Consider the following 25,212-nt stretch of genomic DNA (forward strand, 5'->3'; position numbering starts at 1 on the left):
GGGCTGGATTGTCACCGCGCGGCGGACCCACGATGCCCAGGGCTTCTCACCGCCTTCAGGGATGCGAACCCCGTCCGTCAATGGAACACTGTCGGCAGAAACACACTGGAAACCACATGCGCCGTTGTCTGATGGATTTCGCCAGAACCCTGTTCATCGCCCTGGCCTGGGCCTTGGGCGCCAGCCTGCATGCCAACGCTGGTTGGTTCAGCTTCGGCGACCGTTGGAAAGAAGAGGCCCGGCTCCACGATGGTCGAACCATCATCGTCGAGCGCTATCAAAACTATGGCAGAAATAATTTGATCGGGCAGCCACCCCCCTTTCACGAACAGACACTTCGATTCTCACTGCCCAATGTGGATAGAGTTTTTGAATGGGCTGCCCCGTACGATGAATTCAATGGCCAAAGCGATTTAATCATCCTGGCCGTTCACGTTCTAAAAAATACACCCTACATCATTACAGCCCCAAACCTGTGCATCGACTACAACAAATGGAATCGCCCCAACCCCCCCTATGTGGTGTTTGAATGGAAAGAGGGGGCATGGCAACGCATTCCGTGGGGAGATGTCCCGACTGAATTCCATGACATCAACCTCACCACAGGGGAAAGAGTTCAGTTAGGAGAACGCCCAGCAGGCACCAACACAATTCCAGCCGACGTCATCGCGCGCTGGAACACCGAGGCAAGCCTACCTCAGTTCAAAAAGATCTTGCGAGAACCGCTCAACCCCGCCCCGGGCTGCATTCCAATGATCACCAATGGCAAAGGTCTTTGGCTGACCAGAGAACGATTCAGCAGAATGAAAGATCTGGAAGCATGCCAGAGAGAGTGCTACATCAAGAAATTCGAAAAAGAAACCTGCCCCTGCCGCGAGATATTTGAGGGGCGGCGCGAAGACCCGCCACGTGTGACGGCGCCTTGACCGCTGTCGACGGAGAGCCCGGTCGAACGGGCCATTCGCTCAGACCAGCGCCCTTCCGATCAAAATCTTCTGCACTTCGGAGGTGCCTTCGTAGATCTGGCAGACCCGCACGTCGCGGTAGAGCCGCTCCACCGGGAAGTCGGTGACATAGCCATAGCCGCCGTGCACCTGGATGGCCGCCGAGCAGACGCGCTCGGCCATCTCGCTGGCGAAGAGCTTGGCCATGGCCGCCTCCTTCAGGCAGGGCCGGCCGGCGTCCTTCAGGCTGGCCGCATGCCAGATCAGCTGGCGCGCGGCCTCGATCTGGGTGGCCATGTCGGACAGCTTGTGCTGCAGGGCCTGGTGCTCGAAGATGGGCACGCCGAAGGCCATCCGTTCCTTGCTGTACTTCAGCGCCGCCTCAAAGGCCGCGCGGGCCATGCCGATGCACTGGCTGGCGATGCCGATGCGCCCGCCCTCCAGGCCCGACAGGGCGATCTTCAGGCCCTGCCCTTCCTCGCCCAGCCGGTTGGCCAGCGGCACGCGGCAGTGGTCGAACAGGATCTGCGCGGTGTCCGAGCTGTGCTGGCCCATCTTGTCCTCCAGCCGCGCGACGATGTAGCCCGGCGTGTCGGTGGGCACCAGAAAGGCGCTGATGCCCTTCTTGCCCGCGGCCTTGTCGGTCACGGCCATCACGATGGCAACCTGGCCATTCTTGCCGCTGGTGATGAACTGCTTGACGCCGTTGAGCACGTAGTGGTCGCCGTCCCGCACCGCGGTGGTCTTCAGCCCGCCCGCCTCCGAGCCCACGTGCGGCTCGGTCAGGCAGAAGGCGCCCAGCAGGTCGCCGCGCGCCAGGGGCTTGAGAAAGCGCTGCTTCTGGTCCTCGTTGCCGAAGGCCATCAGGATGGAGCAGACCGGGCAGTTGTTGACGCTGACCACGGTGGAGGTGCCGCCATCGCCGGCGGCGATCTCTTCCAGGATTAGCGCCAGCGACAGGTAGTCCAGGCCGGCGCCGTCGTATTCCGACGGCACGGCCACGCCGTAGCAGCCCAGCGCAGCCAGGCCGCGCAGCTCCTCGGCCGGGAAATGGTGGTCCTTGTCCCAGCGGGCGGCCTGTGGGGCGATGCGCTCCTGCACATAGGTGCGCACGGCATCCTGCACGGCGCGGTGGTCCTCGCTCAGCAGCATGGTTCTTGTCTCCGTTGTATTTTTGAAAGCACGCCCGCCAGTGGCGGACGGCCCCTGTCACCAGGCCAGCGGCTGGCCGTCGTGGTTCAGGAAGCGGCCGTTGTCGGCCGGCGTGAGGCCGGCCAGCGTGGCGCGCAGGTCGCGGGCGCTGGTGGCCACGTCCAGATCGGCCTGGGCCCCGCCCATGTCCGTCTGCACCCAGCCCGGGTGCAGGGCCACGCAGAGGGCCCGTCCGGCCAGCACCAGCGACAGGTCCTTGAGCACCGAGTTGGCCGCCGCCTTGGAGGCGCGGTACAGCCAGCCCGAAGCGCTGCTGCGCAGGCCCAGCGAGCCCATGCGGGAGGTCAGCAACCCCAGCCGGGCCTGCGGCGCCAGCACGTCCAGCAGCTGCGGCAGCACCTGCATCGGCCCCAGCACATTGGTGTGCATGACGCGGTCGAACTCGGCCGCCGTGGGCGTCTGCAGGCCGCTGCTGGCCGGGCCATAGACGCCGGCGCAGAACAGCACCGTGTCCAGCGCCTCGCCGTCGAGCTGCCAGGCCAGGCCGGACACGCTGACGGTGCTGGCCACGTCCAGCCGCAAAGCCCGCGCGCCAGCCGCCTGCAGCGCCTGCAGGCCGGCGTCGTCACGGGCCGTGGCGATCACGCGCCGTCCCTCGGCCAGGTACTGGTGCGCCAGTTCGCGCCCGATGCCCCGAGAGGCCCCGATCACCAGCACGGCCGAGCTCATGCGCGCGCTCCGCCTCAGAGCATCTCGATGCCCATGGCGGTGGCTTCACCGCCACCGATGCACAGCGCCGCGACGCCGCGCTTCTTGCCCTGCTTCTTCAGGGCGCCCAGCAGGGTGACGACGATGCGGGCACCGGAGGCGCCGATCGGGTGGCCCAGCGCGCAGGCGCCGCCGTTCACGTTGACGATCTCGTGCGGCAGCTTGAACTCGGTCATCGCGGCCATGGTCACGGCAGCGAAGGCTTCGTTGACTTCCCACAGGTCGACCTGGTTGGCGGTCCAGCCGGACTTGTCCAGCACCTTCTGGATGGCGCCCACCGGGGCGGTGGTGAACCATTCCGGCGCCTGGGCGTGCACCGCATGGGCGGTGATGCGGGCCAGCGGGGTCAGGCCCATCTGGGCAGCGGTGGATTCGCGCACCAGCACCAGGGCGGCGGCGCCGTCGGAGATGCTCGACGAGGTGGCGGCGGTGATGCGGCCGTCCTTCGTGAAGGCGGGCTTCAGGCTGGGGATCTTCTCGGGCTTGGCCTTGTAGGGCGATTCGTCCTTGCTGAGCACCGTGTCACCGCCCTTGCCGGCCAGCGTCACCGGGGCGATTTCCCAGTCGAAGCTGCCGTTCTCGTTGGCGGCCTTGGCGCGGGCCAGCGAGGTCACCGCGAACTGATCCATGGCCTCGCGGCTGAAGTCGTACTTGGCCACGCACTGCTCGGCGAACACGCCCATGGCCTTGCCGCGCTGGTAGGCATCTTCCAGACCGTCCATGGCCATGTGGTCGTACAGGGTGGCGGCGCCGTACTTCACGCCCTTGCGCGCAAACATCAGGTGCGGCGCGTTGGTCATGCTTTCCATGCCGCCGGCCAGCATCACGTTGGCCGAGCCGGCCGCCAGCATGTCGTGCGCAAACATCATCGCGCGCATGCCCGAGCCACACATCTTGCTCAGCGTGACCGCGCCGGTGGCGTCGGGCAGGCCGGCCTTGCGCATGGCCTGGCGGGCCGGGGCCTGGCCTTGGCCGGCCATCAGGCAGTTGCCCATCAGCACTTCGTCGATGGCATCGCCCGGCACGCCGGCACGTTCCACCGCGGCCTTGATGGCGACCGCGCCCAGCTCCCAGGCCGCGAGCGAGGAAAATTCTCCGAGCAAGGCGCCGATGGGGGTGCGGGCTGCGCTTGCGATGACGATGGAATCGGCCATATCAGTCTCCTTGGGAATTGCCGTGAATCAGTTGCCGCCAAGAGCGGCCAGGGAGCGTCTCACGGCGAAGCGCCGCCCTGGGTCGTAAGGGAAAACGTCCTGCACGTCACCGGCCTTGATGCGGGCCTGGTGGGCCTGCCAGAAGGCGGGATCGAGCAAGTCCGCATGATGCGCCAGGAACACCCGGCGCACCGCCTCGTTTCCGAGCAGAAAGGGCCCGAAGGTTTCGGGAAACACGTCCTTGGGCCCAACCGCATACCAGACCTCGCCGGACATCTCGTCCTCTTCGTTGCGGGGCGTGGGCACGCGGCGGAAGTGGCAGTCGGTGATGTATTCGATCTCGTCGTAGTCGTAGAACACGACCTTGCCCTGGCGGGTCACGCCGAAGTTCTTCCACAGCATGTCGCCGGGGAAGATGTTGGCCGCCACCAGGTCCTTGATCGCGTTGCCGTACTCGATGACGGCCGCCTCCAGCTGCTCGGGCGTGGCCTCTTGCAGGTACAGGTTCAGCGGGATCATGCGCCGCTCGATGTAGACGTGCTTGAGGATCAGCTCGGTGTGGCCGTCACCGTCGCGGTCGGAGATCTCCAGCTGGCTGGGCGCGAAGCGCTTGATCTCCTCGACCAGTTCGTCCTCGAAGCGCTCCAGCGGGAAGGCCACCTCGGAGAACTCCAGCGTGTCGGCCATGCGGCCCACCCGGTCGTGCTGCTTGACCAGCAGGTACTTGCCCTTGATCTGCTCGCGCGAGGTGTCCTTCTGCGGCGGGTAGTAGTCCTTGATCAGCTTGAACACGAAGGGGTAGCTGGGCAGGTCGAACACCAGCATCACCATGCCCTTGATGCCGGGGGCGATGCGGAAGTGGTCGCTGGAATGACGCAGGTGGTAGAGAAAATCCCGGTAGAAGATGTTCTTGCCCTGCTTGTGCAGGCCCAGCGCGTTGTAGAGCTCCCAGCGCGGCTTGCGCGGCATCATCGAGCGCAGGAACTGCACGTAGGCGCTGGGGATCTCCATGTCCACCATGAAGTAGGCCCGCGCGAAGCTGAACAGCATCTGCAGGTCGTCCTCGCCGATCAGCGCGGTGTCGATCACCAGCGCATGGCCCGCCTCGTTGTGGAGGATGGGCAGCGAGAACGGCAGCTCCTGGTAGCCGTTGACCACCTTGCCGATGACGTAGGCCCCCTTGTTGCGGAAGAACAGGGAGCTGAGCACCTGGATCTGGAAGTTGGCGCGCGGCCGGAAGGCGCCCAGCACGTCACGCAGATCGGCCACCACGTCGGCCACGTCGCGGTCCAGGTCCTCGAACGGCCGCTGCAACTGGAAGTTGTGGACGATGCGCAGAAAGGCCTCGTGCAGCGTGTCCGGCGTCGGGTAGTAGACCCGGTAGGTCGGCGCCGCAGCGGGCTCGTCGTTCTCGATGTACTCGGTCGAGACCGCCGGCCGCACGAAGATGAAGTCGTTGTGGAAGTAGCTGCGGTGCAGGATGTGGGTGGTGACCGAGTTGAAGAAGGTCTCCGCCAGCTCCGGCTGGTGGTGCTCGATCAGCAACCCGATGTAGTGCAGCTTGGCCTGGTGCCAGACCTCCATCGACAGCGTGCCAGCCTGGAACTCGGTCTGCAGCCGCTCCACCGCCTCGCCCACCCGCAGGTCGTAGAAGACGATGCGGTCGCGCTGGGCCCGCTGCTGGCCCAGCCAGTCGGCCCGCTCGAAACGCTGCTGCGACTCGGCGCTGCTCTCGCGGAACAGGCGGTAGTGGCGGTTGAACCCATCCAGCAGAGCCTGCGCCATTTCGTAGGCGCGCTGGTCATTGAGCTGGGTGGGAAAGGTCGGCACGGGTTCGTTCTTCCAGTCGACGGACGCTCAGGGCTGGCTGGCCGGCAGCATGCTGGCCAGGTAACGCGACTTCACCGCCGCCAGCGCCGATTCATAGGCGGGCATCACGTCGGCCGGGCCGGTCACGGTCATGCGCAGGTCGTTGATGATGCCGTTGTGCAGACCGTAGACCCAGCCGTGGATCACCACCTTCTGCTGACGGGTCCAGGCATCCTGCACAAAGGTGGTGTCGCAGACATGACGGGTCTGCTCCAGCACATTGAGCTCGCACAGCGCGTCGACCTGGGTTTCCTTGGGCAGCTGGTTCAGGAACAGGTGGTGGCGGTCCCGCACGTCGCGCACATGGCTGAGCCAGTTGTCGACCAGGCCCACGCGCTGGTTGAAGACGGCGGAGCGCACGCCGCCGCAGTTCGAATGGCCCACCACCATGATGTGCTGGACCTTGAGCGCGTCGACCGCGAACTGGATCACCGACAGCGCGTTCAGGTCCGACTGGGCGACCACATTGGCCACGTTGCGGTGCACGAACAGCTCGCCCGGCAGCAGGCCCACCAGCTCATTGGCCGGCACGCGGCTGTCGGCGCAGCCGATCCACAGGTACTGCGGCGTCTGCTGCTTGAGCAGGCGGGAGAAGAAGCCCGGCGACTGCGCCTCGGTGGCCGCCGCCCATTGCCGGTTCTTTTCGAAAAGTTCGTCCAGTTGCAGGTTCATGGTGCTATGTTGCAGTGCATCAACGGCCCGGCAGTTTAAACAGCGACGCTTGCCCAGCCTGACAGCGGCGCCCGGTCGGCGTCAAGCGGCCCCCGTGGGGTGACCCGCCGCGTCCAGCAGCGCGCGGCAGCGGGACTCGTGCTGGTCGATCTCGGCCAGGGTGACGCGGATGTCCTCGAGCTGCTGCTCCAGCTGGCGGCGGTGGGCGCTCAGCACCTGGACAAAGGCCTCCAGCTGCGGGCGGGTGTCGGTGCCGGTCTCGTACATCTCCACCAGCTGCTTGATGTCCTGCAGCGGCAGGCCCAGGCGCTTGCCGCGCAGCACCAGCTTCAGGCGAGTGCGGTCGCGGTGGCTGTAGATGCGGTGCCGGCCCTCGCGGCGCGGCTGCAGCAGGCCCAGGTCCTCGTAGAAACGGATCGCCCGCGGGGTGATCGCAAACTCCTGCGCCAGGTCCGTGATGGTGTAGCTGGCCGGCGTGATACGGGCCTCGCCTTCGGCGGCAGCCGGCTCGGAACAGGACGGGCGAAGCGAAGAAGGCATGGCGGTGGGCAAGACGCGGATATTGACGTTTACGTCAACGTCAACTCGAAAGTCTACGTGAAGACGCCCGCCCTGCCCAGGGGCGCGGTCCCGCAGGCCGCTCAGCGCCGGGGGGAGGCGTCGCCCGGCGGCTCGCGGTAGGCCGCGAACACGTCGCGCAAGGCGGGCGCCTTGCCGCCGCGGCCGCCCATCAGCGACTTCTCCAGTTCCTTGAGATGGCGCCGCATCTCCGAAGCGGCCTGGGCGGGCGAGCCGGACACCAGCGCCGAGATCAGCTCCTGGTGCCGGTGGGTGACGCAGCCGGGCTGGTCGGCCCGCTGGTAGAGCGCGATCAGCAGCGAGGTGGTCGGCAGCATCTCGTCGAGCCAGCGCACGAACACCGGGTTGCCCGCCAGCCCGACCAGGGTGCGGTGGAACTGGCCCGACAGCCGGATGGCCGCCGCCGCATCGCCCCGGGCATGGGCCACGGCCTCGGCCTCGACCAATTGCTGCAGGTTTTGCACCTGCTCGGCCGACAGCTGCCCGGCCAGACGCCGCGCCACCTCGCCCTCGACCAGGCCGCGCGCCTCGAAGACCTGGGCCGCATGCGCCAGATCCGGCTGCGGCACCTGGGCACCGCGGTTGTGGGCCAGCTCGATCACATGGTCGGCCGCCAGCCGCTGCAGGGCCTGGCGCACCACGGTGCGGGAGACGCCGAAGCTCTCGGACAGCTCCTCCTCGCGCAGGCGCGCGCCAGGCGCCAGCCGGTGCTCGACGATGGCCTGGTAGATGCCCTGGTACACGCGCTCGGTGGCCGTGTCGGCGGGGCGGGAGGAAGGAGAAGTCACCATGGCGCGGATTGTCGCGAAGGCGGCGGACGCGGCCTCAGCCGCGGTGGCGGCGCCAGAGCCAGACCAGCCCCAGCGTCAGGCCCATCACGGCAAAGGAGATCACCGTGGTGACGGTGCCCAGCGCATAGATGACCGGGGTGGTGACGGTGGTGGTCAGCCCCTGCAGCTCCAGCGGCAGGGTGTTGAAGTCGCCCATCACCTGCGAGCTGCGGGCGATCTCGTCCCAGCTGAGCGTGAAGCCGAACATGCCCACGCCCACCAGGCTGGGGCCGATCAGCGGCAGCACCACGTGGCGGAAGGCCTGCCAGGGCGAGGCGCCCAGGTCGCGCGCCGCCTCTTCATAGGCCGGGTTGAAGCGGTTGAACACCGCGAACATGATCAACAGGCCAAAGGGCAATGTCCAGGTCAGCTGCGCCCCCAGGCCGGAAGTGAACATGCCCAGCGCGCTGGTGTAGGCGTCCAGCAGGGCCGGGAAGTGCGCCTCCAGCACCGCCTTGGCGCCGGTGTCGACCAGCCGGAACAGCAGACCAATGCCCAGCGAGACGATGATGCTGGGCATGATCAGGCTGGCCACCACCACATAGAACAGCGGCGTGCCACCCGGCAGCTTCTTGCGGTAGGCCAGCCCGGCCAGCAGCGAGAACGCGACGGTGCAGACCATCACCACCGCGCCCAACGCCAGCGAGCGGCGCAGCGCGGCGCCAATGTCGACCACGCCAATGCCTTCCCAGAGCTGCCGGAACCAATAGAGCGACCAGCCGCGCATCGGGAAGGTCAGCCCGCCCTCCGGGCCCTGGAAGCTGAGCACGAAGATGGCCAGCATCGGCCCGTAGAGGAACAGCACGAAGGCCGCGAAGACGCCGCCCAGCAGCCAGAAGCTGGCCGGACGCGGTTCACGCACACGGGGGGTGGCCATGGTTCAAAGCTCCTTGCGCAGGTTCACCAGCCGCATCAGCGCGACGATCATCATCAGCACCGCCGCCAGCAGCACCACCGCATTGGCTGCCGCCAGCGGGAACTGCAGGTAGCTGGCCTGCACCTGGATGATCTTGCCGACCGAGGCGATCTGCTGGCCGCCCATCACGCCGACGGTGACGAAGTCGCCCATCACCAGCGCCAGCACGAAGATGGAGCCGATGATCAGGCCGGTGCGCGACAGCGGCAGCACCACATGCCAGACGGTCTGCCAGGGGCTGGCGCCGTTGTCGCGGGCCGCCTCCAGCAGGCGGCGGTCGATGCGCATCATCGAGTTGAAGATCGGCACGATCATGAACATCGTGTACAGGTGCACGAAGGCCAGGATCACCGAGAAGTCGGAAAACAGCAGCCACTCCACCGGCTCTTTCACCCAGCCCAGACCCAGCAGGGCCTGGTTGACCAGGCCGTTGCGGCCCAGCAGCGGCACCCACGAGATCATGCGGATGACGTTGCTGGTCCAGAAGGGCACGGTGCAGACGATGAACAGCACCGTCTGCATCAGCTGGCTGCGGATGTGGAAGGCCAGGAAGTAGGCGATCGAGAAGCCCAGCACCGCGGTGACGGCCCAGGTGATGAGGCTGAACTTGAGCGTCGAGCCATAGGTCTTGAGCGTGACGCAGACATCCTGCCCCGGCGTGACCAGGCTGTCACCGCAGCCATGGAACACGTCGAGGTAGCTCTGGGCCGTGAAGGCCGGGATCAGCTCATAGTCGGTGGCCTGCCAGAAGCTGACCATCACGATCAGCCCCAGCGGGATCACGAAGAAGACCGCGAACACCGCGGCCAATGGCGCGGCCTGCAGCCAGGCGGTGACAGCGGTGCGTGCGGTCCGGATCATGATGCGTCAGCCCCGGTCGCTCAGGCGGCGACGAACTCGTTCCACTTCTGCACCATGTACGCGTTCTCGTCCATGACGCTGTTCCAGCAGGCGATGGCGCCCATGCGCTGCTCGTAGCTGCCGCCATCGCGCACGCTGCCGGCCTTGGCCAGCACGTCGCCGTGCGGGCTCTTGATGTCCTTGGCTGCCGGCTTGCCTTCCATCCAGTAGGCCCACTCGTAGGCTTCCATCTTGGCCTTGGCCGTGTCCAGCACCGCGCTGTAGTAGCCCTGGCGGTTCAGGTACGCGCCGGCCCAGCCGTCCAGGAACCAGTTGATGAACTCGTAGGCCGCGTCCAGGCGCTTGCCGCTGAGCGTGCGCGGCAGGCCAAAGCCCGCCGCCCAGGCGCGGTAGCCTTCCTTGAGCGGCTGGAACACGCAGTCGATGCCCTTGGTGCGCACGGCCGTCACCGCCGGGCTCCACATCGACTGGATCACCACCTCGCCGGAGGCCATCAGGTTGACCGACTCGTTGAAGTCCTTCCACAGCGCGCGGAACTGACCCGCCTTCTTGGCGTCGATCAGGGTCTTGATCGTCAGGTCGATCTCCTGACGGGTCATGTTGCCCTTGTCGCGGTACTTGTGCAGGCCCATGGCCTCGACCACCATCGCCGCATCCATGATGCCGATCGAGGGAATGTTCAGGATCGCGGCCTTGCCCTTGAACTGCGGGTTCAGCAGCTCGGCCCAGGAGGTGATCGGGCGCTTGATCAGGTCCGGCCGGATGCCCAGCGTGTCGGCGTTGTAGGTGGTCGGGATCAGCGTCATGAACCGGGTGGCGTCCTTGGCGAAGGTCTTGCCGTTCGGCGCTTCCAGGTACATCACCTTGCGAGGGGCCGTGCCCTGGTCGCCCACCTTCTTGCCCGCCACCACGCCCTGGGTGAACAGCGAGGTGATCTTGCCGGCGTTCTTGACGCGCTGGCTGTCGATGCCCATCAGGTTGCCGGTGGGGATGATCTTCTTGAGCGAGAAGTACTCGGTGTCGATCAGGTCGAAGCTGTTGGGCGCGGTGACGGCGCGCTTGGTGACGTCGTCGGTGGTCACCGGGATGTACTGGATCTTGATGCCGGTGTCGGCCTCGAACTTCTCGGCAATCGCCTTGTCCTGGTTCACCGCCGTGCCCAGGTAGCGCAGCGTGATCTTCTCGGACGCATGCACGTAGGGGAAGCCGGTGATGCCGGCCACGGCCACGCCGGCCTGGGCGGCCGTCTTCAGAAAGCCGCGGCGGCTGGTCTCGGCCGGGCTGGCGTCCGCCACGGGGGTGGCGGTGGTGGATTCACTCTGGCTCATCAAATGCTCCTTGCGGATGAAGAGAAGAAAGGAAAAGGAAGGAAACGGGAGCCGGCTCAGGCCGCCAGGGCCCAGGCCTGCTCAGGGGCCCAGCGCAGGCGCAGCGCCTGGCCGGGGGCCACCGGCGCGCGGTGGAAACGGTCATCGCTCAGGCTGACCACCCAGGCCGCCGAGGGCGCGTCGTCCTCGGCGCTCTCACCGCCGCCCGGCGGCAGCAGGTGGACCAGGACCTGCGCGCCCTGGTATTCAATGGCCTGCACCACGGCTGGCAGGCCTTCGCCGTCGGCGGCCAGTTCACAGCGGTCGCTGCGCACCGCCACCTTGCCGGCCGGGGTGTCGATCACGTTATGGGCCCCGATGAAGCGGGCCACGAACTCGGTGGCGGGCTGCTCGAAGACCTCGCGGGCGCTGCCGGCCTGCTCGATGCGGCCCTGGTTCATCACCACCACCAGGTCGGCCAGGGCCATCGCCTCTTCCTGCGAGTGGGTCACGTGGATGAAGGTCATGCCCAGCTCGCGGTGCCAGCGCTGCAGCTCGGCGCGCATCTTGATGCGCAAAAATGGGTCCAGCGCCGACAGCGGCTCGTCGAGCAGCAGCACGCGCGGCTGCGTCATCAGGGCCCGGGCCAGCGCGACGCGCTGCTGCTGCCCGCCCGACAGGGCGGCCGGCAGGCGCTGGGCATAGGGCTCCATCGCCACCAGCTTGAGCAGTTCCATCGCGCGGGCCTGGCGCTCGGCCTTGGCCACGCCCTTCATCTGGGCGCTGAAGGCGACGTTGTCCAGCACGCTCAGGTGCGGAAAGAGGGCATAGCTCTGGAACATCATCGCGGTGCCGCGCGCGGCTGGCGACAGGTCGGTGATCTCGCGCCCGCCCAGCACCACGCCCCCCTCGCTGGGCGCCTCGTGGCCGGCAATCATGCGCAGCGTCGAGGTCTTGCCGCAGCCCGAGGGGCCCAGCAGACAACAGTACGCCCCCGCGGGGATCTTCAGGTCGATGCCCGCCACGGCCAGGGCGTCGCCATAGCGCTTCACCAGGCCCGCCAGTTCGAGGTCAGTGCGTGTGTTCATGGGCGTTTTGTATGCAATGCGTGTGCCAGCCGGCCCGGCTCTTGCTCATTGCCACTCAGGAACAGCCTCTCCACGGGATGCTGTTTTGAATACATCTTCAGCGGCACTTCCCACGCACCGCACCGATGCATTCCGTGCACCATTCGCCGCTTTGTATACAAATTTGCACCAACATGAGACTCCTTCTGATCAACCCCAACACCACGGCGACGATGACGGCCGACATCGCGCAGGCCGCCCGGGCGGCCGCCCCGGCCGAGGTGGAGATCGTGGCCACCCAGCCCGGCTTCGGTCCCGCCTCGATCGAGGGCTTCTTTGACGAGGCCATCGCCGCGGCCGGGGTGGCCGAGCAGATGCGCCTGGCGGGGCCGGTCGACGCCGCGGTGATCGCCTGCTTTGGCGATCCCGGCCTGGATGCCGCCCGCGAGGTCTGCGAGGGCCCGGTGCTGGGCATTGCCGAGGCGGCCTTTCACGTGGCCTCGATGGTGGCCACCGGCTTCTCGGTGGTGACCACGATGACCCGCACCTGCGTGATCGCCGAACACCTGCTGCAGAAGTACGGCCTGGAGCGCCGTTGCCGGGGGGTGCATGGCACCGACATCCCGGTGCTGGCCCTGGAGGACGGCGGCCAGGCCTGCCTGCCGCAGATCGAGGACGCCGCCCGTGAGGCGCTGGCCCGGGACCGCAGTGGCGCCATCGTGCTGGGTTGTGCCGGCATGGCCCAGCTGTGCCAGACCCTGCAGCAGCGCCTGGGAGTGCCGGTCATCGACGGGGTGGCCGCCGCGGTGCGGCTGACGCACAGCCTGCATGTGCTGGGCCTGGGCACCAGCAAGCACGGCGACTACGCGCCGCCGCTGCCCAAGCGCTACGCCGGCTGGGCCGCCGGCCTGGCCTCCCCGGCCGGGCGCTGAACACCGGGCTCGCCGGGTCCCCAAAAAAGAAAGGCCGACCGGGTTGCCCCGGTCGGCCAAGCTGTGTGACCTTCCCTGAATTGCTCTCAGTCACGTGTTGACAGCATGGGCACGACTGTGCCGGGACGGGCCGCGTTCGACCATCCCCTGTCCGGGCGAGAGGCATCCATAACCTTAACGAGAGCGTCGCCGCTCAATCGAACAGCGGCAACACCGGCGACTTGAGGGCGGCGCGGCGCGCATCCAGGTCGGGGATCACCGAGCGCACCACCTCCCAGAAGGCCGGGCTGTGGTTCATCTCGCGCAGGTGGGCCAGTTCGTGGGCCACCACATAGTCGATCACCGCCGGGCTGAAATGGATCAACCGCCAGTTCAGGCGGATCGAGCCATCGGCCGAGGCGCTGCCCCAGCGGGTCTGGGCCGCGCTCAGGCGCAGCCGCCGCACCGACACCCCCAGCCGCTCGGCAAAGTGGGCACAACGCCCTTCGAAATGGCGCAGCGCCTCCTGCTGCAGCCAGGACTGCACCACGTCGCGGATCTGGGTCGGTGCCGCGCCCTGGGCCAGCCCGACCCGCAGGCAGCGCGGCACCCCCTGCGCAGGGTCATGCTGCAGATGGGCCCCGACCACGGCGGTGTCGAGCCGCAGTGCCAGCGTGGCCCCCAGGAAGGGCAGCTGGGCGCCATCGCGCCAGTCGATGCGGGCGGCTTCCAGATGCTGGTGGCGTTCGCGTTGCTCGGTCAGCTTGCGCAGGATCCAGCCGGACTTGGCCTGCAAGGCCTGGTCGATGTCGCCCTGCCCCACCCAGCGCGGCGCGCTGACGGTGAGACCGTCGGCGCTGACGACGAAGCCAATGGACTTGCGCCGGGCCCGCCGCAGACGGTAGGCCACCCGGCAATCGCCCAGCCGGATCTCACGGTCGGCCTGGGGGTGGGCATGGCTGACGCTGGCGGGCGGCAGCGCAGGGCGCGGGGGAACGGGAGCGGGCGACGCGGGCCGCAGCCGCTGACCCAGCGACGGGAAGGCCGCGTCGATCACATCGAACAGCGACATCTGACCAGGCAGGGCGGCATCACGTCGGGCAGCCATGGGCGGCGATTCTAGGACGCGCGCCCGGTGCTTGTCAGGCCGCCTGGACGGGCGGATAGGCCTCGGGGTCGAGGCGGTGCATCTCGGTCTCGATCCAGTCCTCGACTTGGCGCATCAGCTCATCGGGCGCACGGCCTTCGGAGGCGATGGGCTGCCCGATCGAGATCGTGACCTCCCCCGGGCGCAGCAGGAAGCTGCGGCGCGGCCAGCAGCGCGCCGAGTTCACCGCGATCGGCACGATGGGCACCCCGGTGGTGATCGCCAGCCGTGAGGCACCGGTCTTGTAGGTGCCCCGCTCACCGCGCGGGATGCGCGTGCCCTCGGGGAACATGATGACCCAGTTGCCACGCGCCATGTAGCGCTTGCCCTGTGCGGCCACCTTGTGCCAGGCCTCGGTGCGGCGCGAGCGGTCGATGTGGATCATGTCCAGGCGCGCCATCGACCAGCCGAAGAACGGGATCCAGAGCAGCTCGCGCTTGAAGACGTAGCACAGCGGGTGCGGCATCAGTGCCGGGTAGGCAAAGGTCTCCCAGGTGGACTGGTGCTTGGAGGCCAGCAGCACCGCCGCGTTGCCGTCGGCGGCCGTGGGCACGTTCTCCATGCCGATGATGCGCCAGCGCACGCCGCAGATCAGGCGCGCCCCCCACAGGGCCACCCGCAGCCAGCCGGCGCAGATCCAGTACAGCGCGTTGCCGCGCAGCACGACGGACACCAGCACCACGAAAGTGCCCCAGGGGATGACCGTCACGACCATCCAGAGAAAGAACAGGGCCGAACGCAGGACCCATCCCAGACGTTGCATGGAAAAAACCTCAATGACCTTGGGAATCGGGGGCAGGCGCCTGGGCCGCCGCCTTGGTGGCCGCCGCATCGCGCTGCAGCAGGTGGCGGGCAAACGCCCCCAGGTCCGCATGGACCGTGGTGCCGGGCACGGAGGCCACCCACTGGGCCCGCTCGCCCTCGGTGACTTCGGCCGCCCGGCCGGTCTTGATCAGGTGCGGCGGGCAACCCGCCGCCTGGGCCGCCTGCAGGTCGCGCAGGGTGTCGGCCACCATCGGCACCTGCTTCAGGTCCACGCCGTAGCGGCGGGCGATGTCGAACATCATGCCCGGCTGGGGCTTGCGGCAGTCGCAGGCCTCCTCTGGGGCATGGGGACAGAAGAACACGGCGTCGATGCGCCCGCCCTTGGCCGCCAGCATCTTCATCAGGCGCAGGTGCACCTCGTTGACCGAGGCCATGTCGACCAGACCGCGGCCGATGCCGGACTGGTTGGTGGCCAGCACCACATGCCAGCCGGCATGGTTGAGCTGGGCCACCGCCTCCAGCGCGCCCGGGATCGGCTCCCACTCCTCCGGCTCCTTCACATGGTCCTCGCGGAACAGGTTCAGGATGCCGTCGCGGCCGATGATGATGAGCTTGGGCGGGGCGACCGGCATGGCCTCAGCTCGCCAGACGCGACAGGTCGGCCACGCGGTTCATCGCCGCATGCAGGCCGTTGAGCAGGGCCAGCCGGTTGGCGCGCAGCGCCGGGTCCTCGGCGTTGACCATCACGCCGTCGAAGAAGGCGTCCACCGGCGCCTTCAGCGCCGCCAGGGCCTGCAGCGAGCCGGTGTAGTCGTGGGCCTCGAAACGGGCATCGGCCTTCGGCGCCACCTCGGCCAGCGCCGCGGCCAGGGCCTGTTCGGCGCGCTCCAGCAGCAGCGCAGCGTCGATCGCGGTGGGCAGCTCGCCCTCGACCTTCTTCAGGATGTTGGAGACGCGCTTGTTGGCCGCGGCCAGCGAATCGGCCTCGGGCAGCGCGGCGAAGGCGCGCACGGCCTCCAGGCGGCGCGGCACGTCGCCCAGGCGGCTGGGGTGCAGCGCCAGCACCGCGTCCACTTCCTGCGCGCTGTAGCCCTGCTCGCGCAGCGAGACGGCCAGCCGGTCGGCAAAGAAGGCCCGCAGCGCCTCGCTCGGATCCTGGATCAGGCTGCCGAACACCGGCACGGCGGCGGCGATCAGCGCCGGCAGCTCCAGCGACAGGTTCTTCTCGACCAGCAGACGGATCACGCCCAGTGCATGGCGGCGCAGCGCAAACGGGTCCTTGTCGCCGGTGGGCAGCTGGCCGATGCCAAACAGGCCCACCAGGGTCTCCAGCTTGTCAGCCAGGGCCAGCACGGTGCCGGTGTGGTTGCGCGGCAGCGCGTCGCCGGCAAAGCGCGGCTTGTAATGGTCCTCGATGGCGATGGCCACGCCATCGCGCAGGCCTTCGTGGCGGGCGTAGTAGCCGCCCATGATGCCCTGCAGCTCGGGGAACTCGCCGACCATGTCGGTCAGCAGGTCGGTCTTGGCCAGCGTGGCGGCCTCCTGCACCTTGCTGTCGAGCACGTCCAGCTCGTCCTTGGCCAGCACGGTGTAGGGCAGCACGGCCAGGCGCAGCTGGCCGACGATGGCGTGGGCGATCTGGCGCACGCGCTCGCTGCGCTCGGCCTGGGTGCCCAGCTTGCCGTGGTAGACGACCTTGGCCAGGCCCGGCACGCGGCTGGCCAGGGTCTTCTTGCGGTCTTGGTCGAAGAAGAACTTGGCGTCGGCCAAGCGCGGGCGCACCACACGCTCGTTGCCGCCAATCACCGCGCTCGGGTCGGCCGGGTGGATGTTGCTGACGATCAGGAACTTGTGGGTCAGCTTGCCCTGCGCATCCAGCAGCGGGAAGTACTTCTGGTTGGCCTTCATCGTCAGGATCAGGCACTCCTGCGGCACGGCCAGAAAGTCCTTCTCGAACTGGCAGGTCAGCACATTGGGCTTCTCGACCAGCGCGGTCACCTCGTCGAGCAGCGCCTCGTCGTCGATGGGCTTGAGGCCTTCCTTGGCGGCGGCGGCCTCCAGCTGACGGCGGATCTCCTCACGTCGCTCGTCGAAGGCGGCGATCACCGCACCCTGCGCGCGCAGCTGCTGGGCATAGCGCTCGGCGTGGTCCAGCGTCACCACCGGCACGCTGGCCTCGAAGCGGTGCCCCTGGGTCTCGCGGCCGGCCGTCAGGCCCAGGGCCTGCACATGGACCACGTGTTCGCCATGCAGCGCCACCAGGCGGTGGGCCGGGCGGACGAACTTCACGTCGCTCCAGCCATCGGCCAGCTGGTAGGTCATGACCTTGGGAATGGGCAGCTTGGCGATGGCTTCATCCAGGGCCTTCTGCAGGCCCTCGGGCAGCAGCACGCCGGGCACCAGGCTGTCGAGGAACAAGGCCTCGGCCTTGCCATCGGGCTGGCGCTTGAGCTGCGGCAGCACCGAGGCATCGGCCCCCAGCGCGGCCAGCTTTTTGAGCAGCGCGGGCGTGGGCTGGCCGTCGGCGGTCAGGGCCACCGCCACCGGCATCAGCTTTTGCTGCACCGCGCGGTCGGCGGCCTTGGACAGCACGCCGGCCACGGCCACGCCCAGGCGGCGCGGCGAGGCAAAGGGCGTGACGACGGCATCGGCCGGGGCCAGGCCCTGGGCCTGCAGGCTGGCGGCCAGCGTGCCGGCAAAGGATTCGCCCAGCTTCTTCAGCGCCTTGGGCGGCAGTTCTTCGACGAACAGTTCAACGAGGAGCGTCTGTGCGGTCATGGTGTTCAGGCCCCCTTCTTGGCAGCAGCCTGGGCGGCCTTTTCGGCCTTCTCGGCCAGGTGGTGGGTCACTTCGTCGGCCCAGGCCTTGGGCGCCATCGGGAAGCCCAGGCGGGCCCGGCTGTCCAGGTAGCTCTGGGCCACGGCGCGGGCCAGGTTGCGGATGCGGCCGATGTAGGCGGCCCGCTCGGTCACGCTGATCGCGCCGCGCGCATCCAGCAGGTTGAAGGTGTGGGCGGCCTTGAGCACCTGCTCGTAGGCCGGCAGGGCCAGCTGGGCGGCGATCAGCTGCTGGGCATTGCCTTCGTGCGCGCCGAAGGCCTGCAGCAGGAACTCGACGTTGCTGTGCTCGAAGTTGTAGGTCGACTGCTCGATCTCGTTCTGCAGGAACACGTCGCCGTAGCTCAGGCCGTCGGTGTAGGCCAGGTCGTAGACGTTCTCGACGCCCTGCAGGTACATGGCCAGGCGTTCCAGGCCGTAGGTGATCTCGCCGGTGGCCGGCTTGCAGTCAATGCCGCCGACCTGCTGGAAGTAGGTGAACTGGGTCACTTCCATGCCGTTGAGCCAGACCTCCCAGCCCAGGCCCCAGGCGCCCAGCGTCGGGTTCTCCCAGTCGTCCTCGACGAAGCGCACGTCGTTTTTCTTCAGGTCGAAGCCCAGGGCCTCCAGGCTGCCCAGGTAGAGCTCCAGGATGTTGGCCGGCGCCGGCTTCAAGACCACCTGGAACTGGTAGTAGTGCTGCAGGCGGTTGGGGTTCTGGCCGTAGCGGCCGTCCTTGGGCCGGCGGCTGGGCTGCACATAGGCGGCCTTCCAGGGCTCCGGGCCGATCGCGCGCAGGAAGGTCGCGGTGTGGCTGGTGCCGGCGCCGACCTCCATGTCATAGGGCTGCAGCAGGGCACAGCCCTGGCTGCCCCAGTAGTCCTGCAGGCGAAGAATCAGTTGCTGGAAGGTGAGCATCACGTCAGGCCGGTCGTTGTACCGGCGTTCAGGGGACGAAAACAGGGCGCCCACGGGCTCCGGCCAGGCCGGAACGCGGAGAAGGCGAATCGCCCATTTTAGGGTTGCATGGTGCCCGCGGGCCGCGCCGTGCGGCGTTGCAGCAGGCGCCAGACCAGCGCCGGCAGCCCGGCCAGCAGCCCGGCCGCCCACAAGGGCCCAAGGTGCCAGCGGGCCAGCCAGCGGGCATAGGGAGTGTCGCCGGTGCGGCCTTCCACGGTCACATCCAGCCGGCCCGGGGTCCAGGCGGGCAGACGCCGCAGCACCACACCATGGTGGTCGATGGCCGCGGTGGCGCCGGTGTTGGTGGCCCGCACCAGCGGCCGCTGGAACTCCAGCGCCCGCATGCGCGAGAACTGCAGGTGCTGGTCCTGCATCATCCAGCGGCCGAACCAGGCCAAGTTGCTGGCGTTGGCCAGCACGGTGGGCGCCTGCGGCCCCACCAGGCTGTCGGCGAAGTCTTCGCCAAAGAGATCCTCATAGCAGATCAGCGGCCGCACCTGCTGGCCGCCGACCGCAAAAGCGGCTTGGCTCTGGCCCCGCGCCTGGTCACCCAGCGGGATCTGCATCATCTCCACGAACCAGTGGAAGCCCGGCGGCACGAACTCGCCAAAGGGCAGCAGGTGGCGTTTGCCATAGGCATAGGCCTGGCCGCGCGCCACCCCCGCCGCGGAGATGCCGACCATGGAGTTGACGTAGCCTTGCTGGTCGTTGCCCAGGAAGGTGCCGATCAGCGCGGCCCGCTCCCCCTGGGTGAAGGGCTGGATCAGGCTCTGCCAGTAGGCCGGGTCCAGGTCGGCCTGCGGCACCGCCAGCACCGATTCGGGCGTCAGCACCAGTTGCCCGGGCGCGGCCAGCACCTGGGCGCGCAGCGCCAGCATGTTGCCGGCCAACCGGTTGGGATCGAACTTGATGTCCTGCGGCACATCGGGCTGCAGCAGGCTGACGGTGAGCGAGCCGGTCGGGCGGGTGAAGTCCGAGGGGGCCAGCGCGGCCGCCAGCGGCAGCGCCACGGCCAGCACCGCCAGGGCCCGAGGGCGCTGCGGCCCCCACCACTGCGCCAGCACCGTGCCCCACAGCGCGGCCACCGCCGTCAGCCCGTAGACGCCGATCCAGGGCGCCAGCGGCGCCAGCAGGCCATCGGTGTGCGCATAGCCCGGCGCCCCCCAGGGAAAGCCGGTGAACCAGGCGGCACGGGCCAGTTCCGCCAGCAGCCAGGCCCCCACGTACAGCAGGCCGTCCGCGGTGGGCCGGCCGGTGCGCCAAGCCGCCACGGCCGCCATCGCGGCGGCCAGATAGAGCGACAGCAGCGCCGCCAGCAGCACGACCGCCAGCGCCGCCAGCGGCGCCGCCAGCCCACCGAAGTCGTGCATGCTGATGTAGAGCCACCACAGGCCCGAAACCAGCCAGCCCAGGCCGAACAGCCAGCCGGCGCGCGCGGCCTGACCGGGGGACATCCGCCCCACCGCCCAGGCCAGCCCGGCCAGCGCAGGGAATTGCAGGAACCAGGCCCCCAGCGGGGCACAGGAGGCCGTCAGCAGCGCGCCGGCCAGCGGCAGCGCCGCCCAGACCCAGCGCGGCTGGGCCGGTGCGGCCCCCACTCGCTCACGACGCCACCACCTCACGCGACCATCTCGTCCGGCGTCAGGCGGCGCACCTTGAACCAGCGCACCGCGCCGCCGCGGGCCAGCATCACGCTGAACTCGAGGCCGTGCGACTGCACGGTCTCACCGCGGCGCGGCACATGGCCCACCTCGTGGGCGATCAGACCGCCCACGGTGTCGAAGTCCTCCTCGGGCAACTGCACCGCCAGGGTCTGGTTGACCTCGGCGATCTCGGCGTCCCCGGCCACGCGGTAGCTGCCGTCGGCCAGGGTGTAGACCCCGCTCTCGGCATCGGCATCGTCAAACTCGTCCTCGATCTCGCCGACGATTTCTTCGAGCACGTCCTCGATCGTGATCAGGCCGGCGGTGTTGCCGAATTCGTCGATGACGATGGCCAGGTGGTTGCGGTTGGAGCGGAAATCGCGCAGCAGTTCGTTCAGGCCCTTGGACTCGGGCACGAACACGGGCGGGCGCAGCAGCGTGCGCAGGTTCAAGTCCGGTGAGCGCTGCAGCTTGAGCAGGTCCTTGGCCAGCAGGATGCCGATGATGTTGGCGCGCCCGCCCTCGGTGACCGGGAAGCGGGAATGGCCGGTGTCGATCACCGTGGCCAGCACCTCGTCGTACGGGGACTCGATGTCCAGCATGTCCATGCGGGGCTCGGCCACCATCACGTCGCCGGCCACCAGATCGGCCATGCGCAGCACGCCTTCCAGCATGGCGCGCGACTGCGGCTCGATCAGTTCGCGTTGCTCGGCCTCGGCCAGCGTCTCGATCAGCTCGTCCTTGGAATCCGGGCCGGGCGAGATGAACTCGATCACCCGCTCGAACAGGGTGCGGCGGTCGCCGCCATGGGGAAACGCAGGGCGCGTGCCCCGATGGGAACCGCCTCGGGGCGGTCGACTAGGCTGAGGTTCGGACACGAAGGGGGTGCCGGCAGTGGAGGTGGCCCAAGAATACTCGATTCGCTTGACATGTCGTGACGCATGGCCGAGAGTGCTCGGCCTTCTGGTGACACACGCCACCTGCCGAACACCCCCAACGGCACCCTGACAAACCTTACAAGGCGCCCGGAACCGCCCAGGGCGGGACAATCCGGGTCATCCTTTCCTGGAGTCCTGCATCCATGTCACTCATTCCCGCCACCATCCTCACCGGTTTTCTCGGCTCCGGCAAGACCACGCTGCTCAAGCGGGTGCTGCACGAGGCCCACGGCCAGAAGATCGCCGTGATCGAGAACGAGTTCGGCGCGGAGAACATCGACAACGACATCCTGGTGTCCGAAACCCAGGAACAGATCATCCAGCTGAGCAACGGCTGCGTCTGCTGCACCATCCGCGAGGACCTGCGCAGCACGCTGTCGGACCTGGCGGCCCGCCGCCGCAAGGGCGAACTGGACTTTGAGCGGGTGGTGATCGAGACCACCGGCCTGGCCGACCCCGGCCCCGTGGCCCAGACCTTCTTCATGGACGACGAGGTGGCCGAGAGCTACCAGCTCGACTCCATCCTGACCCTGGTCGACGCGGTGCATGCCAACGAGCAACTCGACACCCGCCAGGAAGCCCGCCGCCAGGTCGGCTTTGCCGACCAGATCTTCATCAGCAAGACCGACCTGGTGAAGGACGAGGCCGTCGAGGCCCTGTCGCACCGCCTCAAGCACATGAACCCGCGCGCGCCGCAGCGCCGGGTGCACTTTGGCGAGGTGCCGATCGGCGAGGTGTTCGACCTGAAGGGCTTCAACCTGAACGCCAAGCTCGACATCGACCCCGACTTCCTGAAGGAAGACGCGCATGACCACGATCACGACCATGCGCACCATGACCACGACCATGCGCATGGTGAGCACTGCGACCACCCGCACCACCACCATCACGACGACGATGTGAAGTCCTTCGTCTTCCGCACCACCAAGCCGCTGGCGCCGGCCAAGCTGGAGGACTTCCTGGGCGCGATCGTGCAGGTCTACGGCCCCAAGATGCTGCGCTACAAGGGGGTGCTGTGCCTGAAGGGCAGCGACCGCAAGGTGATCTTCCAGGGCGTGCACCAGCTGATGGGCAGCGACCTCGGTCCCAAGTGGGCCCCGGGCGAGGTGAAAGAGAGCAAGATGGTGTTCATCGGCATCGACCTGCCCAAGGAAATCCTGTTGCAGGGCCTGGAAGGCTGCGAAGCCTGAGCCGGTGGGGGCGCGGCCCGAAGGCCGCACAAGTCCCGCACAGCCGGCCAGGATCGCTACAATCCGCGCGCCCGAACGTGGTGGCCGCACCACAGCCCCCGCGTTCGCCAAGGGTATAAAGCCCTTTCACTCGCGCAGTGGTGAGGAGACCGACTGTGAGCAAGACACCGGCCAAACCGGCGGCCCGGAGCCCAGGCCCCGAGACCGACACCGCCAAGAAGCCCTCCCCGCGGGGGGCCGGCGCCAAGTCGGCCGCCCCCCGTCCCGCCGCCGTCCCGGCGGCGTCCACGGCCAGCTTCAACGACCGTTTTTCCCCCCCACCTCCCTCGGCCCGACCAGAACCCGAACCCATGAATGCAGTGAAGCCCGCCACGAAGGCCGATCCCAAACTCGCCAACGCCTGGAAGACCAAGGCTGGCCGTGACCTGACCGAGGCCGAGCTCCTGGCCATGCCCGAGTCGGAATACATGAATGAGAAGCAGGTGGAGTTCTTCCGGACCCGCCTCCAGGCGCTCAAGGACGACCTGCTGTCCAACGCCGGCCAGACCACCGAGAACCTGCGCGAGGACACCTCCATCGTGCCGGACCCGGCCGACCGCGCCACCATCGAGGAAGAGCACGCCCTGGAACTGCGCACCCGCGACCGCGAGCGCAAGCTGCTCAAGAAGATTTCCCAGTCGCTGGCCCGCCTGGATTCCGGCGAATACGGTTTCTGCGACGAGACCGGCGAGCCCATCGGCCTGGGCCGTCTGCTGGCCCGTCCGACCGCCACGCTGTCGTTGGAAGCCCAGCAGCGGCGCGAAATGAAGCAGAAAATGTTCGGAGACTGATGTCCCGGTTTTCCCAGCAGCAAGGCAGCATCGATGGCCAGCGGTAACGGAGAAGGCGTTTTTCGCCGCATGGTCAAGCTGGTGGCGCACCCGGCGCGCGAGCTGATCAGCCGCCCGCCGGAAGCCGGCTCCAGCCAGTTTGCCGATGTCGAGAAGGCCGAACTCAAGGCCATGATCGAGCGCAAGCGGCGCAATGACTTCGTCCGCAAGCGCGAACTTGACATGCTGCGCCGCATCCGGCGCGAAGGCCTGAGCGCCGAGCAGGCCCAGGCCTTGAGTGCGTCGTCCCGCATCGACGACAGCGACGTCAAGGCCACGCAGCTGCCCGGCGGCCCGGACCGCAGCGTCAAGGCCAAGATCGATGCGATCGAGCGCCAGATGGTGGGCATGGCCGGCAGCGGTGCGGCCCGCCTGCCCAAGGGGGTCACCCCGCCACCGATGCTCAGCACCCCGGTGCCCGCCACGCCCCCCGCCCGGCAACTGGCCACGCCGGCCCCCATCCCGACCCACAACGAGGATGCCACCCGGCCGATGACGGACTGGAAGGAAACCGCGCCACCGCCGGCCGCCGCCCATCCGCCGGGCCTGCCGCCGGGCATCACCGTGCCGGTGCTGCACGACACGCTGCCCCCGTTGCTGGACCTGCCGCCGCTGCCCGTGGCGCCCGAGGCCAGCGCCTCCACATCCGCCCCGGCCCCTGTCGCGGCCGAGCCGGCCCCCGTGGCCTTGCCCGGCTTCGGCCCGGCCGCGCTGCCCGACATCGAGGTCAGCGAGATCGCCCACGACCAGGAGCTCGACGAGGCGGTGATCGCCTTTGCAAACGCCGACTTCGCCCTGTGCGAGCGGGCGCTCAAGCAGCTCACCAGCCCCGGTGGCCTGCGCCAGCAACACCACGACACCTGGCTGGTGCTGTTCGATTTCTACCGCGCCACCGGCCAGCAGGCCCAGTTCGATGCCCTGGCCACGGACTACGCGATGCGGCTGCAGCGCTCCGCCCCGCAGTGGTATTCGCTGCCGCGGCTGGTGGCCGAAGCCACCACCGCCCCGGTGCGCGGCGGCGGCTCCGGTGACGTCCAGGTGGCCTGGGTCTGCCCGCCCCGGCTGGACGTGGACGGCGTGACCCAGCTGCAGTCGCAGACCCTGCAACTGCCCCAGCCCTGGGCCCTGGACTGGAGCCGGCTGACCCATCTGGACGCGGATGCCGCCGCCCGGCTCTACCGCCTGATGCAGGACTGGGCCCGCCAACCCCTGCAGATGCAGTGGCTGGGCACCGAGCAGCTGTTCCGCGTGCTGCAGGAGGCGGCGCCGGTCGGGGTGCGCGATGCCGACCCGGCCCACTGGATGACGCGCATGGAGGCGCTGCGGCTGGTGAACCGGCCCGACCAGTTCGACGAGGTGGCGATCGACTACTGCGTCACCTACGAGGTGTCGCCGCCCAGCTGGGAGAAGCCACGCTGCGCGGTGCACCTGGGGGGCCCGAATGCCGCCACCCAGGAAGCGCCGCTGTCGGTCATCAGTGAAGCGGTGACCACGCTGCAGAACCTGGGCGAGGGCGAAGGCAACCAGAGCGTGACCTCGCTCGAACTGTCGGGCCAGCTCTCGGGTGACATCGGTGCCCTGCTGAGCGTGCTGGACAGCCGGCTGCACGGGGCCAAGCAGGTTCGCATCTCGTGTGCGCTGCTGATCCGGGTCGATTTCATCGCCGCCGGCGACCTGCTGAACTGGGTCATCGCCAAGCGCACCGAGGGCCGCTCGATCCGCTTCGTCGACGTGCACCGCCTGGTGGCGCTGATGTTCCGGGCGATGGGCATCACCGAACACGCCCCGGTGCAGCTGCGGCAGGTCTGAGCCGCCACGGCGGTCTTGAAACCGCGCGGCCCCGCCCCCACCTGC

General features: G+C 68.3%; 23 protein-coding genes. 5 read left to right on the plus strand and 18 right to left on the minus strand.

Features of this window, described 5'->3' with window-relative positions:
- The first annotated feature begins 116 nt into the window (after window positions 1-116).
- Window positions 117-926: a hypothetical protein gene (locus tag KGA65_RS08275; RefSeq protein ID WP_225862680.1), complete on the plus strand. Its 810-nt coding sequence runs from the start codon at window positions 117-119 to the stop codon at window positions 924-926.
- Window positions 927-965: 39 nt separating this feature from the next.
- On the opposite strand, the gene KGA65_RS08280 is transcribed toward KGA65_RS08275, so the two are convergent.
- The 11 genes from KGA65_RS08280 to KGA65_RS08330 all read right to left on the minus strand — a co-directional run bounded on the left by KGA65_RS08280 (window position 966) and on the right by KGA65_RS08330 (window position 12,140).
- The gene (locus KGA65_RS08280) at window positions 966-2,096 is read right to left on the minus strand and encodes an acyl-CoA dehydrogenase family protein (RefSeq protein ID WP_225862681.1); all 1,131 of its coding nucleotides are present in this window, start codon (window positions 2,094-2,096) and stop codon (window positions 966-968) included.
- Window positions 2,097-2,153: 57 nt separating this feature from the next.
- Entirely contained in the window at window positions 2,154-2,825 is a 672-nt protein-coding gene (locus tag KGA65_RS08285) for an SDR family oxidoreductase (protein ID WP_225862682.1), read from the minus strand.
- Between the two features lie 14 nt (window positions 2,826-2,839).
- Entirely contained in the window at window positions 2,840-4,018 is a 1,179-nt protein-coding gene (locus KGA65_RS08290; RefSeq protein ID WP_225862683.1) for an acetyl-CoA C-acyltransferase, read from the minus strand.
- Window positions 4,019-4,045: 27 nt separating this feature from the next.
- The gene (gene aceK, locus KGA65_RS08295; protein WP_225862684.1) at window positions 4,046-5,848 is read right to left on the minus strand and encodes a bifunctional isocitrate dehydrogenase kinase/phosphatase; all 1,803 of its coding nucleotides are present in this window, start codon (window positions 5,846-5,848) and stop codon (window positions 4,046-4,048) included.
- A 27-nt stretch (window positions 5,849-5,875) separates the two neighbouring features.
- Complete coding sequence (gene can / locus KGA65_RS08300; RefSeq protein ID WP_225862685.1) at window positions 5,876-6,559, minus strand: carbonate dehydratase; 684 nt, start codon at window positions 6,557-6,559, stop codon at window positions 5,876-5,878.
- Window positions 6,560-6,640: 81 nt separating this feature from the next.
- Window positions 6,641-7,111 carry a MerR family transcriptional regulator gene (locus tag KGA65_RS08305; RefSeq protein WP_225862686.1) on the minus strand — a complete coding sequence of 157 codons (471 nt, stop codon included), beginning with the start codon at window positions 7,109-7,111 and terminating at the stop codon, window positions 6,641-6,643.
- 89 nt (window positions 7,112-7,200) lie between these two features.
- A complete protein-coding gene (locus KGA65_RS08310) occupies window positions 7,201-7,929 on the minus strand; it encodes a GntR family transcriptional regulator (protein WP_225862687.1) in 729 nt (242 codons plus the stop codon).
- Window positions 7,930-7,963: 34 nt separating this feature from the next.
- Window positions 7,964-8,845: an ABC transporter permease gene (locus KGA65_RS08315; protein ID WP_225862688.1), complete on the minus strand. Its 882-nt coding sequence runs from the start codon at window positions 8,843-8,845 to the stop codon at window positions 7,964-7,966.
- 3 nt (window positions 8,846-8,848) lie between these two features.
- The gene (locus tag KGA65_RS08320; protein WP_225862689.1) at window positions 8,849-9,745 is read right to left on the minus strand and encodes an ABC transporter permease; all 897 of its coding nucleotides are present in this window, start codon (window positions 9,743-9,745) and stop codon (window positions 8,849-8,851) included.
- A gap of 20 nt (window positions 9,746-9,765) precedes the next feature.
- Window positions 9,766-11,073, minus strand: coding sequence for an ABC transporter substrate-binding protein (locus KGA65_RS08325; RefSeq protein ID WP_225862690.1), 1,308 nt, complete (start codon window positions 11,071-11,073; stop codon window positions 9,766-9,768).
- Window positions 11,074-11,129: 56 nt separating this feature from the next.
- Window positions 11,130-12,140, minus strand: coding sequence for an ABC transporter ATP-binding protein (locus KGA65_RS08330; RefSeq protein WP_225862691.1), 1,011 nt, complete (start codon window positions 12,138-12,140; stop codon window positions 11,130-11,132).
- 173 nt (window positions 12,141-12,313) lie between these two features.
- Here KGA65_RS08330 and KGA65_RS08335 point away from each other — a divergent pair, with 173 nt between their 5' ends.
- Window positions 12,314-13,051, plus strand: a complete 738-nt coding sequence (locus KGA65_RS08335) for an aspartate/glutamate racemase family protein (RefSeq protein ID WP_225862692.1) — start codon at window positions 12,314-12,316, stop codon at window positions 13,049-13,051.
- Between the two features lie 193 nt (window positions 13,052-13,244).
- On the opposite strand, the gene KGA65_RS08340 is transcribed toward KGA65_RS08335, so the two are convergent.
- The 7 genes from KGA65_RS08340 to KGA65_RS08370 form a co-directional block, all read right to left on the minus strand.
- On the minus strand, window positions 13,245-14,138 hold the full coding sequence (locus tag KGA65_RS08340; protein ID WP_225862693.1) for a M48 family metallopeptidase: 894 nt from the start codon (window positions 14,136-14,138) through the stop codon (window positions 13,245-13,247).
- 34 nt (window positions 14,139-14,172) lie between these two features.
- Entirely contained in the window at window positions 14,173-14,940 is a 768-nt protein-coding gene (locus tag KGA65_RS08345) for a lysophospholipid acyltransferase family protein (RefSeq protein WP_225862694.1), read from the minus strand.
- A 10-nt stretch (window positions 14,941-14,950) separates the two neighbouring features.
- Window positions 14,951-15,574: a D-glycero-beta-D-manno-heptose 1,7-bisphosphate 7-phosphatase gene (gene gmhB, locus KGA65_RS08350; RefSeq protein WP_225862695.1), complete on the minus strand. Its 624-nt coding sequence runs from the start codon at window positions 15,572-15,574 to the stop codon at window positions 14,951-14,953.
- Window positions 15,575-15,578: 4 nt separating this feature from the next.
- The gene (gene glyS / locus KGA65_RS08355; RefSeq protein WP_225862696.1) at window positions 15,579-17,720 is read right to left on the minus strand and encodes a glycine--tRNA ligase subunit beta; all 2,142 of its coding nucleotides are present in this window, start codon (window positions 17,718-17,720) and stop codon (window positions 15,579-15,581) included.
- A 5-nt stretch (window positions 17,721-17,725) separates the two neighbouring features.
- Entirely contained in the window at window positions 17,726-18,676 is a 951-nt protein-coding gene (gene glyQ / locus KGA65_RS08360; protein ID WP_225862697.1) for a glycine--tRNA ligase subunit alpha, read from the minus strand.
- A 98-nt stretch (window positions 18,677-18,774) separates the two neighbouring features.
- Complete coding sequence (gene lnt, locus KGA65_RS08365; RefSeq protein WP_225862698.1) at window positions 18,775-20,340, minus strand: apolipoprotein N-acyltransferase; 1,566 nt, start codon at window positions 20,338-20,340, stop codon at window positions 18,775-18,777.
- Entirely contained in the window at window positions 20,337-21,239 is a 903-nt protein-coding gene (locus KGA65_RS08370; RefSeq protein ID WP_375142620.1) for a CorC family transporter, read from the minus strand. The genes lnt and KGA65_RS08370 overlap by 4 nt, the downstream gene beginning before the upstream one ends.
- A gap of 203 nt (window positions 21,240-21,442) precedes the next feature.
- On the opposite strand from KGA65_RS08370, the gene KGA65_RS08375 reads away from it, so the two are divergent.
- The 3 genes from KGA65_RS08375 to KGA65_RS08385 all read left to right on the plus strand — a co-directional run bounded on the left by KGA65_RS08375 (window position 21,443) and on the right by KGA65_RS08385 (window position 25,167).
- Window positions 21,443-22,489 (plus strand): CobW family GTP-binding protein, encoded by a 1,047-nt coding sequence (locus KGA65_RS08375; RefSeq protein ID WP_225862699.1) that lies wholly within the window; start codon window positions 21,443-21,445, stop codon window positions 22,487-22,489.
- 350 nt (window positions 22,490-22,839) lie between these two features.
- Entirely contained in the window at window positions 22,840-23,319 is a 480-nt protein-coding gene (dksA, locus tag KGA65_RS08380) for an RNA polymerase-binding protein DksA (protein WP_225862700.1), read from the plus strand.
- Between the two features lie 69 nt (window positions 23,320-23,388).
- Window positions 23,389-25,167 carry an STAS domain-containing protein gene (locus tag KGA65_RS08385; RefSeq protein ID WP_225862701.1) on the plus strand — a complete coding sequence of 593 codons (1,779 nt, stop codon included), beginning with the start codon at window positions 23,389-23,391 and terminating at the stop codon, window positions 25,165-25,167.
- Window positions 25,168-25,212 lie beyond the last annotated feature (45 nt).

The sequence above is a fragment of the Ideonella benzenivorans genome, from assembly GCF_020387415.1.
GTDB classification, from domain to species: domain Bacteria; phylum Pseudomonadota; class Gammaproteobacteria; order Burkholderiales; family Burkholderiaceae_C; genus Ideonella; species Ideonella benzenivorans.

What these genes read in the sequence shown, in the direction of transcription:
- KGA65_RS08275 (WP_225862680.1), top strand. Translation starts at nt 117, where the DNA reads ATGCGCCGTTGTCTGATGGATTTCGCCAGAACCCTGTTCATCGCCCTG.
- KGA65_RS08280 (WP_225862681.1), bottom strand. Translation starts at nt 2,096, where the DNA reads ATGCTGCTGAGCGAGGACCACCGCGCCGTGCAGGATGCCGTGCGCACC.
- KGA65_RS08285 (WP_225862682.1), bottom strand. Translation starts at nt 2,825, where the DNA reads ATGAGCTCGGCCGTGCTGGTGATCGGGGCCTCTCGGGGCATCGGGCGC.
- KGA65_RS08290 (WP_225862683.1), bottom strand. Translation starts at nt 4,018, where the DNA reads ATGGCCGATTCCATCGTCATCGCAAGCGCAGCCCGCACCCCCATCGGC.
- can (WP_225862685.1), bottom strand. Translation starts at nt 6,559, where the DNA reads ATGAACCTGCAACTGGACGAACTTTTCGAAAAGAACCGGCAATGGGCG.
- KGA65_RS08310 (WP_225862687.1), bottom strand. Translation starts at nt 7,929, where the DNA reads ATGGTGACTTCTCCTTCCTCCCGCCCCGCCGACACGGCCACCGAGCGC.
- KGA65_RS08315 (WP_225862688.1), bottom strand. Translation starts at nt 8,845, where the DNA reads ATGGCCACCCCCCGTGTGCGTGAACCGCGTCCGGCCAGCTTCTGGCTG.
- KGA65_RS08320 (WP_225862689.1), bottom strand. Translation starts at nt 9,745, where the DNA reads ATGATCCGGACCGCACGCACCGCTGTCACCGCCTGGCTGCAGGCCGCG.
- KGA65_RS08325 (WP_225862690.1), bottom strand. Translation starts at nt 11,073, where the DNA reads ATGAGCCAGAGTGAATCCACCACCGCCACCCCCGTGGCGGACGCCAGC.
- KGA65_RS08330 (WP_225862691.1), bottom strand. Translation starts at nt 12,140, where the DNA reads ATGAACACACGCACTGACCTCGAACTGGCGGGCCTGGTGAAGCGCTAT.
- KGA65_RS08335 (WP_225862692.1), top strand. Translation starts at nt 12,314, where the DNA reads ATGAGACTCCTTCTGATCAACCCCAACACCACGGCGACGATGACGGCC.
- KGA65_RS08340 (WP_225862693.1), bottom strand. Translation starts at nt 14,138, where the DNA reads ATGGCTGCCCGACGTGATGCCGCCCTGCCTGGTCAGATGTCGCTGTTC.
- KGA65_RS08345 (WP_225862694.1), bottom strand. Translation starts at nt 14,940, where the DNA reads ATGCAACGTCTGGGATGGGTCCTGCGTTCGGCCCTGTTCTTTCTCTGG.
- gmhB (WP_225862695.1), bottom strand. Translation starts at nt 15,574, where the DNA reads ATGCCGGTCGCCCCGCCCAAGCTCATCATCATCGGCCGCGACGGCATC.
- glyS (WP_225862696.1), bottom strand. Translation starts at nt 17,720, where the DNA reads ATGACCGCACAGACGCTCCTCGTTGAACTGTTCGTCGAAGAACTGCCG.
- glyQ (WP_225862697.1), bottom strand. Translation starts at nt 18,676, where the DNA reads ATGCTCACCTTCCAGCAACTGATTCTTCGCCTGCAGGACTACTGGGGC.
- KGA65_RS08375 (WP_225862699.1), top strand. Translation starts at nt 21,443, where the DNA reads ATGTCACTCATTCCCGCCACCATCCTCACCGGTTTTCTCGGCTCCGGC.
- dksA (WP_225862700.1), top strand. Translation starts at nt 22,840, where the DNA reads ATGAATGCAGTGAAGCCCGCCACGAAGGCCGATCCCAAACTCGCCAAC.
- KGA65_RS08385 (WP_225862701.1), top strand. Translation starts at nt 23,389, where the DNA reads ATGGTCAAGCTGGTGGCGCACCCGGCGCGCGAGCTGATCAGCCGCCCG.